This is a genomic window from Pandoraea sp. PE-S2T-3 (assembly GCF_002179965.1).
GTDB lineage: Bacteria > Pseudomonadota > Gammaproteobacteria > Burkholderiales > Burkholderiaceae > Pandoraea.
On the sequence record NZ_NGUQ01000015.1, the window covers coordinates 478,733 to 493,736 of the forward strand.

The 15,004-nt window shown below is 62.1% G+C and carries 13 protein-coding genes; 5 read left to right on the plus strand and 8 right to left on the minus strand.

The genetic code is table 11. The annotated features are described in order from the left end of the window. Window positions 1-46 precede the first annotated feature (46 nt). The 7 genes from CDV46_RS14345 to CDV46_RS14375 all read right to left on the minus strand — a co-directional run bounded on the left by CDV46_RS14345 (window position 47) and on the right by CDV46_RS14375 (window position 8,269). Window positions 47-1,168, minus strand: coding sequence for a C45 family autoproteolytic acyltransferase/hydolase (locus CDV46_RS14345; protein WP_087723161.1), 1,122 nt, complete (start codon window positions 1,166-1,168; stop codon window positions 47-49). Between the two features lie 314 nt (window positions 1,169-1,482). Next, window positions 1,483-2,619, minus strand: coding sequence for a porin (locus CDV46_RS14350; RefSeq protein WP_176399085.1), 1,137 nt, complete (start codon window positions 2,617-2,619; stop codon window positions 1,483-1,485). Window positions 2,620-2,761: 142 nt separating this feature from the next. After that, window positions 2,762-3,883: a hypothetical protein gene (locus CDV46_RS14355; protein WP_087723165.1), complete on the minus strand. Its 1,122-nt coding sequence runs from the start codon at window positions 3,881-3,883 to the stop codon at window positions 2,762-2,764. Continuing rightward, entirely contained in the window at window positions 3,873-5,192 is a 1,320-nt protein-coding gene (locus CDV46_RS14360; protein ID WP_087723167.1) for an MFS transporter, read from the minus strand. Before CDV46_RS14360 ends, CDV46_RS14355 begins: the two co-directional genes overlap by 11 nt. 171 nt (window positions 5,193-5,363) lie before the next feature. After that, complete coding sequence (locus CDV46_RS14365) at window positions 5,364-6,530, minus strand: DUF5624 domain-containing protein (protein WP_087723169.1); 1,167 nt, start codon at window positions 6,528-6,530, stop codon at window positions 5,364-5,366. Window positions 6,531-6,542: 12 nt separating this feature from the next. Then, window positions 6,543-7,430, minus strand: a complete 888-nt coding sequence (locus CDV46_RS14370; RefSeq protein WP_217896738.1) for an amidohydrolase family protein — start codon at window positions 7,428-7,430, stop codon at window positions 6,543-6,545. A gap of 50 nt (window positions 7,431-7,480) precedes the next feature. After that, on the minus strand, window positions 7,481-8,269 hold the full coding sequence (locus CDV46_RS14375; protein ID WP_087723173.1) for an HpcH/HpaI aldolase family protein: 789 nt from the start codon (window positions 8,267-8,269) through the stop codon (window positions 7,481-7,483). Window positions 8,270-8,403: 134 nt separating this feature from the next. On the opposite strand from CDV46_RS14375, the gene CDV46_RS14380 reads away from it, so the two are divergent. From CDV46_RS14380 to CDV46_RS14400, 5 genes are all read left to right on the plus strand, one after another. Beyond that, complete coding sequence (locus tag CDV46_RS14380; protein ID WP_087723174.1) at window positions 8,404-9,369, plus strand: LysR family transcriptional regulator; 966 nt, start codon at window positions 8,404-8,406, stop codon at window positions 9,367-9,369. A gap of 124 nt (window positions 9,370-9,493) precedes the next feature. Next, on the plus strand, window positions 9,494-9,673 hold the full coding sequence (locus CDV46_RS14385; protein ID WP_087723176.1) for a type II toxin-antitoxin system HicA family toxin: 180 nt from the start codon (window positions 9,494-9,496) through the stop codon (window positions 9,671-9,673). A gap of 53 nt (window positions 9,674-9,726) precedes the next feature. Further along, the gene (locus tag CDV46_RS14390) at window positions 9,727-10,131 is read left to right on the plus strand and encodes a type II toxin-antitoxin system HicB family antitoxin (RefSeq protein ID WP_087723178.1); all 405 of its coding nucleotides are present in this window, start codon (window positions 9,727-9,729) and stop codon (window positions 10,129-10,131) included. A gap of 109 nt (window positions 10,132-10,240) precedes the next feature. Next, the gene (locus tag CDV46_RS14395; protein ID WP_087723180.1) at window positions 10,241-10,603 is read left to right on the plus strand and encodes a hypothetical protein; all 363 of its coding nucleotides are present in this window, start codon (window positions 10,241-10,243) and stop codon (window positions 10,601-10,603) included. A gap of 221 nt (window positions 10,604-10,824) precedes the next feature. After that, complete coding sequence (locus tag CDV46_RS14400; RefSeq protein WP_087723182.1) at window positions 10,825-13,515, plus strand: autotransporter family protein; 2,691 nt, start codon at window positions 10,825-10,827, stop codon at window positions 13,513-13,515. 23 nt (window positions 13,516-13,538) lie between these two features. Here the strand turns inward: CDV46_RS14400 and CDV46_RS14405 are convergent, their stop codons facing one another. Beyond that, a complete protein-coding gene (locus tag CDV46_RS14405; RefSeq protein WP_217896739.1) occupies window positions 13,539-14,996 on the minus strand; it encodes a DUF1254 domain-containing protein in 1,458 nt (485 codons plus the stop codon). Window positions 14,997-15,004: the final 8 nt, after the last annotated feature.

Genomic DNA, 15,004 nt, shown 5'->3' on the forward strand with positions numbered 1-15,004 from the left:
GGCGAAGCGGCGCGCAGGCTCATGCCTGGCGCCCCGCCGCATGCGCTCAGCGCAACCGATATTCGACGAATTCGCGCGATTCGTAGGGCTTGCGCGCGATCCACAGCACACCGTCGGCGGCGTCCATCAACGTGGTGCAAACCGTCGCCGCAATGCTGTCGAAGCTCACCTTTCGCGGCACGCGCAGCACGCCTACGGGGCTGCCGAAGTCATCGGCGAGTACGCCCTTGATGACGGTCCAATCGATCTTGCCGAAGCGTTCGCGGCCGATGTTCAGGCCTGCGGTCACGCGGCGCTGGCGGTAGATGGAATCGGGGCTCTTGGCCAGACCGAGATCGCGCAGCTTGGTGCGGGCCACCGGGCACAGCCAGTGATTGGCATGCACGAGGAGGTCGTCAGTCGGCGTGAGCCAGAAAATCTCGTCCGGTGCGCATTCCAGATTCACGGCCTCACCGCGCGCATCGGCCAGCATCAGGTTATTCGACGCATAGCGGCGCGTGTTCCACAGCGCTTTCATGGCGTCGGCAAGACTGGTGGAATCGAGCATGCGACGGCGAATCAGCGAGAGCGGCGTATTGGCTTCGCTCGCGTTTACATAGTCGCGATCGGACGTCAGGAAGTTGCCGGACAGCGACAGGCCTGCGCTGTTGATGCCGTGGCGGCCAAGCGTACCGGCTTCGGTAAAGACGAGCAGATCGGGGCCGTCGTCGCGGCGCATGCGCAGCACGATCCCGGTATCGGCGCACTCGGCCCGCCAGTCCCAGTTATGCGCATGCAACAGACGCCCGTTGGTGCTCGCCTGCGGCATGACGATCAGGCCCGTGCAGCCATCGTCGAGCGCCTTGCGCGCTTCGCCGATCTCGTCGTGCCCGTACATCATCTCGGTGCGGCAATTGATGATGACGACGTCTTCGAGCGTGACGTTCGCGCCCTCGGCGATGCCCCGCATTTCCTCCAGATACGTCGCGTCGAAGGCTTCGATGGTGGGCACCATCCGACGTGCCAATGCCTGTTGCCGTTCGCTCGACACGCCCCGGCGATCCAGTTGCGTGCGATACAGCGCCAGACTGCGCGCCACGCGCTCGGGCACCTGACGACCGTGTGCAAGGCCCCGTTCGAACGGCGTGCCGCTCACATCGACGAGGGGAAAGGCTTCATTGGCATGCATGGCTTGGCGTATCCGGTGGTGAACGTGTGGATGAATGACACGCTGCCATCGTAGAAGGCCAAATAGACCGCGGGAAGCACGGTCCCGGTGATCGGTATCGGAAATTCCGATCACCCCTGCGCGATACCTCGAGATATCGATCGAATCGGGCACATCGAGCGGAGCCAAGACCCCCGCCGATGGCCGATGCGACGCAATCGCGGCAATTTTGATTAGGGTTTATACCAATCTCGAAGCGCCGTATCGGAAAAACCGATCGCGATTGCACCGTGCCATCAATACGTCATCGTCTGGGACGCATCGACGCCATTCGTTCAGAACGTGTGCCGCATGCCGATGCGCACCGCCGTCGACGACGGCCCCTGCCCGGTGTAGGTCCCCTTCACGAAGGTGGGTGCCGCCCCGCCGCCGAGGAACACCGGTGCCGCGCCACCGCCCGCATACAGCCACGTGGCTTCGACGTAGACGTCGGTGCGCTTGGACAGTGCGTAGTCGGCGAGCCCCGTCACGTTCTGCCACTTCTGCACGCCCATCTTCGAATACCAGTAGCCCGCCATGAACGTCCACGCCGGGCCCCAGCGATAGATCTGATTGGCCTCATAGGTATTCATCACGGTACTCTCGTTGCCGTTGCGAAAGCGCGTGCTGGTGAACAGCAGGCGCGTCGTATTCGGCCCATAGCGGTAGCTGCCACCCACGCCCCAACTGGCGATGTTGTCCAGCACGGCCGGCCCCGGCGGCAGATCCGGGAAAATTGTCGTCCCCGCCTGCGTGGGCGCATTGACGCCGGAGTTGTGGGTATTGGTATAGGCCGCCCCGAGGCTGAGGCCGTCGTTCGCATACTTCGCGCCGAAGGCAAACACGCGGCCGGTCCCGGCGGAAACATCGGACGACGGCGTGGCGTACAAGCCGCCCACCGTCAGCCCTGCCCAGTTCGGCGACGTGTATTTGATAGCGTTATTGATGTGCAGCGTACCCGCCAGATGGTCGAAGTCGCCCGGGTGCCAAGAGTACTGCCCCGCCAACTGCCCCATCGTGAACTGCGTGAGGTTGTCCCAGAAGAAGTCGTACTGCTTGCCGAGCGTCAACGTGCCCAACGTGTTGTCCTGAAGCCCCAGCCACGCCTGCCGGCTGAACAGCACGCCGGACTGCACCATCGTGCCGGAGTAGAGATTGAAGCCGTTCTCGAGGGCGAAGATGACGCGACGTCCGTCGCCCAGATCCTCGGTGCCACGCAGGCCCCAACGGTTGGCCTGAATCGCGCCGTCGTTCGCCACGAAGGTGCCATGGCCGTTCAGGTTGCTGAAGTACGTGAGGCCGGCATCGATGATCCCGTACAACTGCACCGAGCTTTGCGCCTCGACGGGAGCGGCAACGGCCAGCAAGGCCGGGGTCAACAGAACAGCGAGCAGCGAAGCGAGCGGCGTACGGCGTGCAGCAAGGCGAGTCATGAGGTTTGTCTCCATATGTATTTTTTTAGGCAAAACGAAGCCGTCACCCTCTGGTGGGGCGAGACGGGAACAGCAGGGACTACGGAATCTTCAGAAGTCGGGGCAGGCGTCGGCTATTGCATCGGCCACCGGCCCTCGCAGGTCATCCGGAAAACCGGTAGACGACGGAATCGACCCGAAAGCGCACGTCGGCGTCGAGACTGTTGGTTACGACCACATAGCGCTCGCCATCGATATCGAATGTCGACGCATCGGTGCCGCCGAACGTATCGATCCATGCGAGCGCATCGAAGCCGTCGCCACGCCATTGCCACAACACCGATTGCTGGACAGGCTCGGGGGCCTTCGGTGTGCCGGTGATGAAGCGCACTTGCAACAGATAACGCGGTGCGCCGGGACGGCTGGCAGGTATCTCGCAAAGCTCGCGGCCACCCGCGCCGTCGAGCGTCTGCGTCGCGATGAATTGGACGCCGTCGAAACGGTACAGCGTTGTATGGCTGAGCAGATTGGCGTGGACGAGCCATAGCGTCTGGCCGTCGACGAAGAAATGGAAAGCGCGTCCGCCCGGCTCATCGAAGGTTTGAAGCGTCTCGAACTGGCTGCCGTTCCAGCGAAAGATGCGCGATCCACTGACGTGATCGGCGTAAGCCACATAGTGTTTGCCGGCATGCGCGATGTGCGCCCAGTTGTAGCCCCATCGGCCACCGGTCGCCTGAAACGGTTCGAAGCGCTCGCCATTCCATGCGAACACGCAGGACTGATCGGGGTGCCGGGCTACCGGCCCCTCCACCGTGACGCCTTGCGCGAGGCCAAGGAAGTGCCGCCCGTCGATCTCGAAGTGACGCCACTGTTTGCCTGCGAAGACTTCGAATCGCTGGTGCTCACGCCATTCGCCATGAAGACGCTCGTACAGCACGGCATGCGTATTCAGATCGTACGGCCCGCTTCCGGTGCGAATGCCCACGCAGGCGAGGAATTCCCGCGTGCCGATAGTGAAGTGCTCGACGTCTTCGCCACCGGGCAGTGACAGGCGCTCGGCGAGTGTGAAAGCGCCCGCGCCCTCCCCCGCTTTTGCTCCAGCCTCCCAGCGGTAGAACAGTGCATCGACGTTACTGTCGCCGCCGTTCATATAGGGCACTTCGCCCGCCACGTCCTTAGACATCTGCGCAATCGCCAGCCAGCGCTCGCCATCGCGGGTGAATGTCGCCACGGCTCTCGCAGCGCTGGTCGGCAGCGTCTGCACCGGGGTGAAATTAACGGCCATGATTCACTTCTCCGTGCGGCACTGGTGCGCCGTAGGTATCGGGGTGTCGTTCATGCCCTTCCGCCTGAGGCGGCGTGCGCCAGCGGGCAACGCTCACGCCAAGGGCACCGATGACGGCCAGACAGGCAGCGAAAACGAAGAGTTGCGGCAACGGCATCTGGCGGGCAATCAACCAGCCACCGACGGTCGGTCCGATGATCGAGCCGAGACGCCCGATGGCCATCGTCGCGCCGACCCCGGCGGCACGCACGTCCGTCGGGAACAGACGGCTGGCAATCGCCGGAAACGTCAGTTGCCCGCCGACCAGACACGCGCCGACCGCGAAGAGCATTCCGAACGTGGCATGCCCCACGCCGATGAGATTGCCGAGCACCACGGTCAGCACGGCACCGCCGATGAAAGAGCACGCCACGGGCACGAACGGCCCGGCCCGCGTCACGACCGTCGAGAGCAGCAGCGCGCCGACAATCGCCCCAATGTTGAGCGTGACCGCGCCCATCGCTGCACGGTCGGGCGCTACGCCGTTCAGGTGCAACAGCGTCGGCATGAAGCTCACGAGAAAGCCCGACAGAATCATCGTCGCGAGCACACCGACCCACAGCGCCGATGCCGCGACACCACGTCCGTCGGCGAATACGCGCGGCAACATGCCACGGCGTTGCAGGACGGCCCCCGGGCGTTCGCCTTTGTGGGCACCGGCAGGCGCCGTGGCGGGCAGCACCCAGAGCACCGGAAGGATGACGAGCAGCGCAAACGCCCCGCCCATCTGGAACACGAACGGCCAGCCGAAGCGCATCATCAGCACGGCCGAAATCGCGCCGCCCACGACTGCACCCAGCGGAAAGCCGATGAACATCAGAATGACGAGTGCCGAGCGGCGGCGCACCGGTGCGCTTTCTGCCGTGATGGCCGTCACCGGCGGAATCGCACCGCCCATACCCAGACCGCCGAGCAGGCGAAGGATCGACAATTCCGTGGCCGAGGTGGCCCACGCGCACGCCAGCGTGAATACACCGGTCATGATCAACGCGGCCACCAACGTCGGGCGGCGGCCGAAGCGGTCGGCGAGCGGCCCTGCAATGAGCGAGCCGACGACCGTGCCGATAAAGCCCGCGCCGAAGACCCGCCCCAGTGAGGCCGGGTCGATATTCAACGACTTGGACAGCAACGGCGCGACGAAGCTGAGCATCAGCGTGTCGAAGCCGTCGATCATCGAGACGGCGAAGCACACCAGCGTAATGGCGACGATCCGTCGTACGGGTAGCGCAGCAGAGACACTGGGTGTCCCCTCGTTCTGCATCAGATTCATGGTTGTCTCCTGATAGGGCTATTTGATGTCGTGTTCAAACCGTCTTGAAGCGGTCCCCCGGACGATGAACGGTGCAGCGCCCCTGCTGCCCGTTTCTCGTTTGTTGCTTCATTTCCTGCTTCGTCCGTGGTTGTCTCTGCGGATCAATCAGTTCATACGTCTGTGCGTGATTTAGCGAATTCGCGTCGGGTAATTCACATGCGTAAAGCCGGGGATGACCGCGCGCGACGGGTCGTTATCGCAACGGGCCAACTCGTCGACGATGTAGTCCGCCACGCAGTTGGATAGGAGTTGCGCCGGGTCTTCCATGATGCGGCGCAGCCGTGCCGCCATGACCTTGCGGTCCTGTGCGTCGGCCAGCGGCGGCATGGCTTCGTCAGGCGACGGCGCGAACGAAAATCCGGGCGCTTCCGGAAACATCTTGCGGGCAACTTCAATGCTGGCGCGTGTGTTGTGCCACAACTCGCGGTAGCCCGCCTCAAGGGATTTAAGGTCATCCGCAGTGCCGAGATTCGCCACGGAAAAGCCCGGGGCGTGCGGCGCAACCAGCAGACGCTCCGGCGGCAGTTGTTCGCGTGAAGCCCGCCAGATGAGGTGGCACATGTTGTTCGACGACCATGTCGCCCCCGCCGTCGGACGGCCCGACCGCCCCGAGACGATGACCATGGCGCGCGTCCAGTCGATCGATTGCGCGCGCAGCCAGTTGCCGATGCGATAGACGATGTCCAGATACGCCAGACCGAAGGTCGCAAACATCACGTCGTTCATCGGCACCGGCAAGTCGCTGCCCGGCGCGGCCTCAAAGTAGTCTGCGACGAGACGGTCGAAGTCCAGCCGCGACGGGTTGGCCAGTGCTTGCGTGAGCCAGCGAATGGAAACGCCGCACGTGTAGTCGATCAGATCGACCAGCCGGGCTTCGTTGCCGCGCAGACTCTGCACCGCAACGGCGTCGCGCCAGTGCGCCAGGGTATTGGCCTCGCGCACGTGTCCGGCATGCTCGATCAGTCGCTTCGCTTCGGCGCGCCATGCGGCCGCTTCGCTGTCGCCCTGCCCTTCGTCGTCCAGTTCGCGCAAACGGGCGAGATAGGCCAGCGCCAGCGGCAGATGCGAGACCGCCGTCAGTTCGATGAATCCCCGCGTCGACTTGCGAAAACTCTCGATCTGGGCGGGTGCGCCAGCACCCGGAAACAGCGCAATATCCGAGCCGGTCGAGACCAGCAGCGGCAGTGCCGCGTCGCGTGCCGACATCGTCTTCGCCAGCCGGTTGCCGAGACTATTCGGGTCGGAGGTGAAGGCGTGAAACAGCCCGGCGAAGGCGGAATGAGGTTGGTAGCTCATGAACGAACTCGATCAGAAATCGTAGAGGCGGGCCGGATTATCGACGAGGATCCGGCGACGCGTCACGGCGTCTGTCGTCCAGTCGCCCAACAGGTTCAGCAATTCACCGGTATCGCGTTCGCCCATCGGGATGTGCGGCCAGTCCGATCCCCAGATGACCTTGTCCGGGGCCGTCTCGATGATCGCCTTCGCCATCGGCGCGACCGACGACAGCGGGCGCCCCTTGGCGACGCGATACGGTGCCGACAGCTTGAGCGTGCAGTTGCCGTCCTTCAGCAGTTGAAGCAGGCGCGTGAAGTCATCGCTCGTGAGCCCGTCTTCCTGCGTCATGTAGCCCATGTGGTCGATCACGAACGGCGTGCGCACGTCAGCCAAAAACGGAATCAGGTTTCGCACGATCGGGCCCGGCGCATAGAACTGGAGATGCCAGCCGAGGCTTTCGCACAGCGCCGCCATGCGGCTGATGTAGGCCTGAATTTCTTGCGTGGGTTGTTCCGCACGGGAGAACAGATCGAGCCGGATGGCCCGCACGTTGGCGCGATGCCAGGCGTCTAGCGTGGCGGCGGGCAGCCCCTCGTCGATCATGACGACGCCGCGTGCTGCATCTCCCGCCTTGGCCAAGGCGTCGAGCAGGCAACGATTGTCCGTCCCGTAGAAGCTCGGCTGGACGATGGCGAAGCGGCGAATCGAAAGCGCGTCCATCACCTCGCGGTACTTGTCGAGCCCGCCATCGGGCAAGGTGTACTGCGGCTTGCCCACGCTCGGATACTGCGAGAGCGGCTCGAACACGTGCATGTGCGCATCGCAGGCGTTCTCGGGCATGTCGAATGCGGGGCGGGTCAGCGAGCTTGCGGCGCGCATCGGGGTAGAGGTCAGCTGGCCGGCGTATTGGGTTGCCATGTGAGTGGGTTCTGTGGAGTTGGCAAAAAGGAATTTGATGAAGCTAATGCTCAGGCGGGCGTCAGCGCGGTGCGATCGGCCGCCACGCGACGCCGCATCGCATCGAGAAACAGGTCGCCGTCGATGCCGCTGAAAACGAACGGCGCAGCGCCGTCGGCGCGCAGTTGCGTCAGGGCTTCGCCTTCCGGCATGCCGCCGACGATGGCGATCTTGCCTTGGGCACGCACGGCGGCGACGACTTGGCGGCAGGCGGCCAGCACGTCGGGATGGGTCGGATTTCCGGTATGGCCGAGGTCGGCAGACAGATCGTTGCAGCCGAGAGCCACGATGTCGACGCCGGGCACTGCCGCGATTTCTGCTGCATTTTCTACGCCTGCGCGGCTTTCGATCAGCAGCTTCACGGCCGTCACGGCATTCACGCGGCGATTCATTTCCGCGGCCGGCAATTTCTCGTAGCCGACGAACGGCAGCGTGGCCAGTTGGGAGCGCTGACCGTGCGGGGCAAAGCGGCTCGCGGTGACGATTTCGCGGGCCTGTTCGGCGGACTCGATACGGGCGGCGATGATGCCCAGTGCGCCGCCGTCGAGCACGCGGTTGATCATGCCGTAGTCGCGTTCCGGCACGCGCACCCAAGGCATCAGGCCGAGATCGACCGCGCACAGGCAAAGCTGCGAGACGGTGTCGACCGGCATCGGGCTGTGTTCCATGTCGATCCATACCGTGTCGTAACCGGCGGCGCGCGCCCAGCGCACGACGTCGGGTGAGCGTGCGGCGCGCATGCCCAGTGCGAATACGGGTTGGCCGGCGCGCAGGCGCGCCATGAGTTCGGTACTTTCCATGCTGTCTCCGAAGCCCTTGGGGCTTGGTCTCGTTCGAGTGGTTTCGTGACAGTATGGCCCCGGCAATCGATTTCATTTATTCTTTGAAATCACGTTAATGATTTGCAAATCAAATCAATGAAAGGCACCGGGCGATGATGAATATTCGGCATCTGGAGTACTTTGCGGTGCTGGCGGAGGAGTTGCATTTCCGGCGCAGTGCCGAGCGGCTGGGGATCACGCAGGCCCCGCTGAGCCTGGCGATTCAGGCGCTTGAAGAATCGTTGGGGGCGCGTCTGTTTCACCGCACCCGGCGCTCGGTCTCGCTGACCGAGGCGGGCATTGCGTTAGCGGCACAGGCACCGGCGATCCTCGCGCATATCGAACATGCGCGTGAGTCGGTGTGGCAGACCGTGAGCGGAGAAGTAGGACGGTTGCGCGTGGGGTTCACGAACGCGTCGTCGCTGTCGCCCGTGTTTCCGCAATTGATTCACGCCTATCGCAAGCAACGGCCGAAGGTGCAGGTTCAGTTGCACGAGTTGCCGTCGTCGCGACAGCTTGATGCGCTGGAAGCGCGCGAGATCGATGTCGCGTTGTTGCGCCTCGATGCGCAGCAACCGGCGCCGTCGTCTTTGGTGCTGACGCCGTTGGTCGTCGAGCCGCTGGTGTTGGCAATGCATGCCGGACATCCGTTGGCGAAGGCCGCCAAGGTGCGGATTGCCGATTTGCGCGACGAGGCGTTCATCGCGTATCCGCGCTCGGCGGGCGTGGTGATGTTCGCGCAGATTCATGCGCTGTGCGCGAAACGCGGGTTCGAACCGAAGATCGTGCAGGAGGCTCAGCAGGCTTCGACGCTGATCGGGCTTACGGCAACCGGCCTTGGCGTGACCATCGTGCCCGCGTCGCTGAACGCCATCGCGGTACCCGGCGTCGTGTTTCGCGACTTCGCGGATACGGACACGACGACAACCCTGTACATCGGCCACCGCTACGGCGACGCAAACTCACGCGTCAAGTTGTTCGTGGAGTTGGCGGGGACGTTGCGGGAGCAAGACGGCGGCGGCGGGCCGGCGACGGGTGGGAAGAAGGTGCCGGCAAGGAAGCGCAAGGTGGGTGGGTGACACTTGATGACCAGTCCTTAGCTGGGTGCCGTTAGCGTCGCCAAAAAATACACACAATTACACATTTTCATTGAAAATCTCCGATTTTTGTGTATATTTACACACTCGAACACCGGAGATACCGATGAACTCATCGAAACTGATCCGGATGCTCGATGAGGACGGCTGGAAGTTGGTTCGTATTACCGGCAGCCACCACCACTTCAAACACCCGACGAAGCCGCTCCTTGTGACGGTGCCTCACCCGAAAAAGGATCTGCCAGTCGGTACTGTAAGAAGCATCCTGAAAACCGCCGGCCTGTGAGGCCGGTGGTTTTTTCGAAAGCGCGATCTGACAAAAATTGTGGGAGTGCACACATGGAATTTCCCATCGCAATTCATAAGGACGAAGGGAGCACCTACGGTGTTACCGTGCCCGATGTGCCGGGCTGCTTCTCTTGGGGCGACACCATAGATGAAGCCATCCGGAATGCCAAAGAGGCGATCAGTGGTCACATTGAAACGCTAATAGCGCAGGGCGAAGAAGTCTCATTGACTTGCTCGGCCATTGAGGATCTGGCAAAACAGGAAGCGTTCGCCGATGCGATCTGGGCGTTCGCCGATGTCGACATCAGCAAGCTCGACAGCAAGCCAGAACGTATTAATGTGAGCTTTCCGCGCTTCGTCCTGCACAAGATCGATGCCTATGTTGCGAAACGCCACGAAACACGAAGCGGCTTTCTTGCACGTGTTGCCATGGCGGCGATCGTGCATGAGGCGTAGCTCCGATTAAGTCGGGACTACGCGCGAAACAACCTATCCCGGAGAACGAACATGCCTCAAATCAACGATATGAAACCTTCCAATTCAAATACTCATATCGAGGTATCTAATGTTTTCGTTTTTCGAGGAATACGTTAAGCATTCCGCGCTCAACTTTGGTCAGGCGGCGCAGGGATTTCGGTTCTTGCTGACCCACCCGGATGCCGACTCGCTCGCGCGTCCCGGAACCGTGAGGCACGCTGTAGCAGCACTGCCAATTCGTGCCAAGCGAATCGCGAATGATCTGTTCTTCGCCGTGATTCCCCCGCATTGGCATCACACCGATCAGGAACTGAAATCACTTCACGGTTATTCCGTAAAGCAATGGTTTGACGCCGGCTACGGCCCGTACCGGTTTGCCGAAACCGGTGAATATCTGCCTGCACATGAGATAACGCACGAACCTCGCTGGGACCCGCGTTGCAAGGAATAAATAGCGAGGAGCGAGGCATTGTCCTGCCACTCATGCTTCGCGTCCGAGGAAGCATGGGTGGTCAATTACTTCAAGACAGCATCGGCATCAAGGCAAAAATCGAGGTAAAAACCACCTGTGACACGGACACAACAGGATATTGAAATTGGTGCGCCTACGGCATAAATTTCAGCCACGGGGACTTCTTCTTCAATAAAGAAAATTGTCCTGGGAGCGTGCCTATGAATGCCACGGCGCTTGCAAACCGTACCTGCCCTGCCCCCTTAAAACCGCTGCTCTTTGCCATTCCGCTTTGCACGCTCGGCACCGCCCATGCCGCATGCGACAATCTGAACCCGTCAAGCAATACCACGGTCACCTGCACCGGAAGCGGTGGCGCGGTCCTCGCGCAGAGCGGCAGCACCAACGTTACCGTCAACGTCACGCCGGGAAGCGCCGTTTCCCTGATTCGTGGCACCCCCAATCTCGCCATCATCACTGTCGACTCCGCCAGCACGATTTCCAACGCCGGCGCGCTCAGCCTGTCCGGCTCCTCGTCGACAGGACGTGGCGCAGCGATGCTGGGGCAGAACAACGGCAATTCCCTCGTCAATGCGGCAACCGGCACCATTACGACCAGCGGTGCCAACAACGACGCCATGGCGCTGAACGGCAACAACGGGTCGATCACGAACAACGGAACGATCACGCTCTCGGGCCCCAACAGCTATGGCATGACAGCGTCGTGGGGCCAATCGACATCGCTCGGACAATTCACGACGTTCCTGAACACCGGGACCATCACCGCCACCGGCTCGGGCAGCCGCGCAATGAGCTCGACGGGCGGGCAGAGCACGCTGACCAATACCGGCACGCTGATCACCACGGGCGGCACGCCCTCCAGCCGGTCGTTCACCGTCTTCATGCAGGGCAACAACATCACGTTCACCAACAGCGGCTATGTCGAGGCACGAGGTATCAACAGCGACGCCGTGGTGTCGAATACCGGCGCGGGTTTCACCGGCACCATCGTCAATCAGGCGGGCGGTCAGATCATCAGCCAGCAGGGTTACGGCGTGCGCACCGTGAATGGCACGATCTCGATCACCAATGCCGGCCTGATCCAGAGCGACGTCGGGACCGCCATTTTCATGAACCCGGCGGCTCGCTCGAACACATTGACGTTGCAAACCGGCTCGCAGATCGTCGGCACCGCAGATGGGGGCGCGAGCGCCGTGAGCACGCTGGTGTTGCAAGGCACGGGGACAGCCAGTAATCCGTTCATCAATTTCGGCACCCTGCTCGCGCAAGGCGACAACTGGACGTGGAGCGGCAGCGGCAATTTCAACAACGCCCAGATGCAAAGCGGCATCTTCAACCTGACAGGCACGTTGGGTGGCGTGACGACGACGGTCGCGTCCGGTGCCACCCTCACGGGCACCGGCACGCTGACCGGCAACGTCACTAATCTGGGCACCGTTCATCCCGGCGATGGCGCAGGCAACGGCACGCTGACCATTGCCGGCAACTACACCGGTCAAGGCGGCAAGCTTCTCGTCGACTCGGTGCTGGGCAACGACAGTTCACGTGTTGCACCGCTCACGGTGAGTGGCGGCACGATCGGCGGAAGTACCACCGTTGCCATCAACAATCTCGGCGGCCTCGGCGCGCTCACGACAGGCAATGGCATTCCCGTCGTGCAGGCCGTCGGCGGCACCACGTCCTCAGGCTCGGCGTTTTCGCTGGGTGCGCCCGTCAGCGCGGGGGCCTACACGTACTTTCTTTACAAGGGCGGCACCACCGCCAACAGCACCAACAGTTGGTATCTGCGCTCGACGGTCCCGACGCCTGAGGAAGTTGTCGTGACCACCATCGATCCGGTCACGGGAGAACCGGAAACCGAAGTCGTACCGCCCCCGACGGCGGCGATCGGCACCCCACCGACCGCGACGCTCCAGCCGGGTGATGATCCTCTGCCCATCTATCGGATCGAAGTTCCGGTCTATTCGATGATGCCGGAGTTAGGCAGAACCGCAGGCTTCGCCCAGTTGGCGACATTCCACGAGCGGCAGGGCCAGCAGGGATTGCTCGACGAGCGTGGGTGGTTGACCGATGGCTGGGCCCGGGTCTGGGGGCAAACCGAGCAGCTACGCGCGAAAGGCGACGTGACGCCTCAGTTCGACGGCAATATCGGCGGCATACAAATCGGACACGACCTCTTCGCCGGACGCAGCGACACGGGTCATGCCGATCACGTCGGCGTGCTCGGCGGATGGACTCGCGCGTCGGGCGATGTTCAGGGGCTGGCGCTGGGCATGCCCGACACCCACGCGGGCACATTGGCGCTGGACATGTACAGCGCGGGTCTTTACTGGACGCATGTGATGCCGGGCGGTGCGTATACCGACGCTGTGGTACTCGCGTCCGCCATGCAATTTCAATCGAAGCCGATCAGCGGGCTGAACCAGAGCGTTCACGGCAAAGGGCTGGCGGCCTCTCTCGAAACCGGATGGCCGATTGCGCTGACCGAAACACTGGCACTCGAACCGCAGGCGCAAATCGTCTGGCAGCGTCAGGCGATCGACGATTTCAACGATGGGATTTCGAGCGTTGGATTCAACAATGTGAATAGCTGGCTGGCACGCATCGGGGCACGGCTCGAGGCAAATTACGACGGTGCGCGGGGTCTGCTGCGGCCGTATTTGTTATTCAATTTGCTGCACGCATTCGGCAACGACGGCCGCGTTCTCTTTGGCGGCACGACGCCGGTCGTGACGAGCGCCAACAGCACGGCGGCGCAATTCGGGATCGGCGTGGCAGGCCGCTTCAATAAAGCCGCAAGCGTCTACGCCACTCTTGCCTACCTGACACAACTCGACGCGACGAGACAGCAGTCGGTGTCCGCCACGCTGGGTCTGCGCTGGACGTGGTGAGGCAAAGGGTGAACATGCGGGAATCAATACCCAGCCGTGATGTCCTCCATCTTCCAGCGCTTGTCAAAATACGCCTCGGTTGGCCCATAAAGACGGAAATAGGCAAACCAATGCTTACCGGCCACGGTTTGCACCCAATTGCTTTCCTCGCCCGGCGGTGGGTTGGGGCCAAAGTACAGATCCACCGAGCCGTCGGCATTTTTCCGTAGATTCTCGCGGCTGGAGACATCCGATTTTTGCTTGGAATTCTCCACAAAGCGGCGCGTGTCAGTGTCGTAGACGGTCAGTGACCAGAACTGCTTCGCTGGCGGATTCGCGGCAACACGCAACTTGTAGTTCTTGCCGCCATCGAGCCAGGTATCGTTCTTGTCGGTGTACGCGCCCAGATAGGCCTGTCCCAGCCCTGGTGTAGAGGAGATCATGCCCTTGGTGTCTGTCACCGCCTCATAGAACCACGCCGTGCGCTCAAGCAACTGATCGTAGTTGGCCACGCGTTGCGACGGGTCCTTGATGAACAACGCATATTCCCAGCGCCGGTCCGGCCAATGGTTCACGTTCTCAAATCGCTTCGCGTAGGTATTCGTCTGCGCCAGCAGCTTGCCTGCCGTGGCGCCTTGCTCCAGCGCCTTGCGTTGACGCTCGTCGGGATTGAAAGACTTGCCCTTCTCGATCCCGAGGTTTGCCAGCATCGCCATGTAAAAGCGATCGCGCTCGTTCACCGGCTCGCGCTGGATGATCTCGTGCAAGCGCTGCCAGTAGGCCATGCCATCTGGCTGGGTGCCCGACCAGTCGCGGCCGTCTGGCGAAACAAGACGCATATTGGGTGGGGACTGGCGATCACGGTACGAATACACTTTGATCTTGCTGACGATAGCTTTTGCTTTCGCCGGGTCGGGCTCGAGTACCCGGAAGCCAAGCAACACGTTGTTCGTCTGCGACTGTGCGACGTAATACCCTTTCGCGTCCGCAGGGGCTTTCACACCCGGTGGCAGGATCAGATACTTGCCGCCTCGGCCTTTATCTGGCCCGGTCTGTCCCATATCGATCATGGACCGTTGCCAGAAGTCACCTACCCCGCCGGCTGTCGGGCCGGCCGGCATATCGATGACCAATGGTCCGGATTTGTCCAGCTCGGAAAATCCGAGAATGTACGGTGTTGTCGCATTGGCCGTGAGAATGCCCAGTTTGTCTTTCCATGTGGTGTAGACCACCAGGTCATTCGGTTTGGCACCGAGTTTTTCGTAGGACTCTTTCTGCCATTGGGCATAAGCCACAAGCGGCAGTGCCCAAAGGTAGGCTTGCGTCGCCTGTTGAAAATCCAGCTCTGCGAACAACCCCGGGACGGCGCTGCGCGCGGGCAGCGTTCCGTCCATCTGGACGTTGCCGAACGGTAGCGCCTCGGGTGCGCCATGCACTTGCGTGCCGACCACGCTAAAAGTGAATGCCGCAAGTACGGTCATTGATTTCGGTGCTTTGAACATGTACGCCC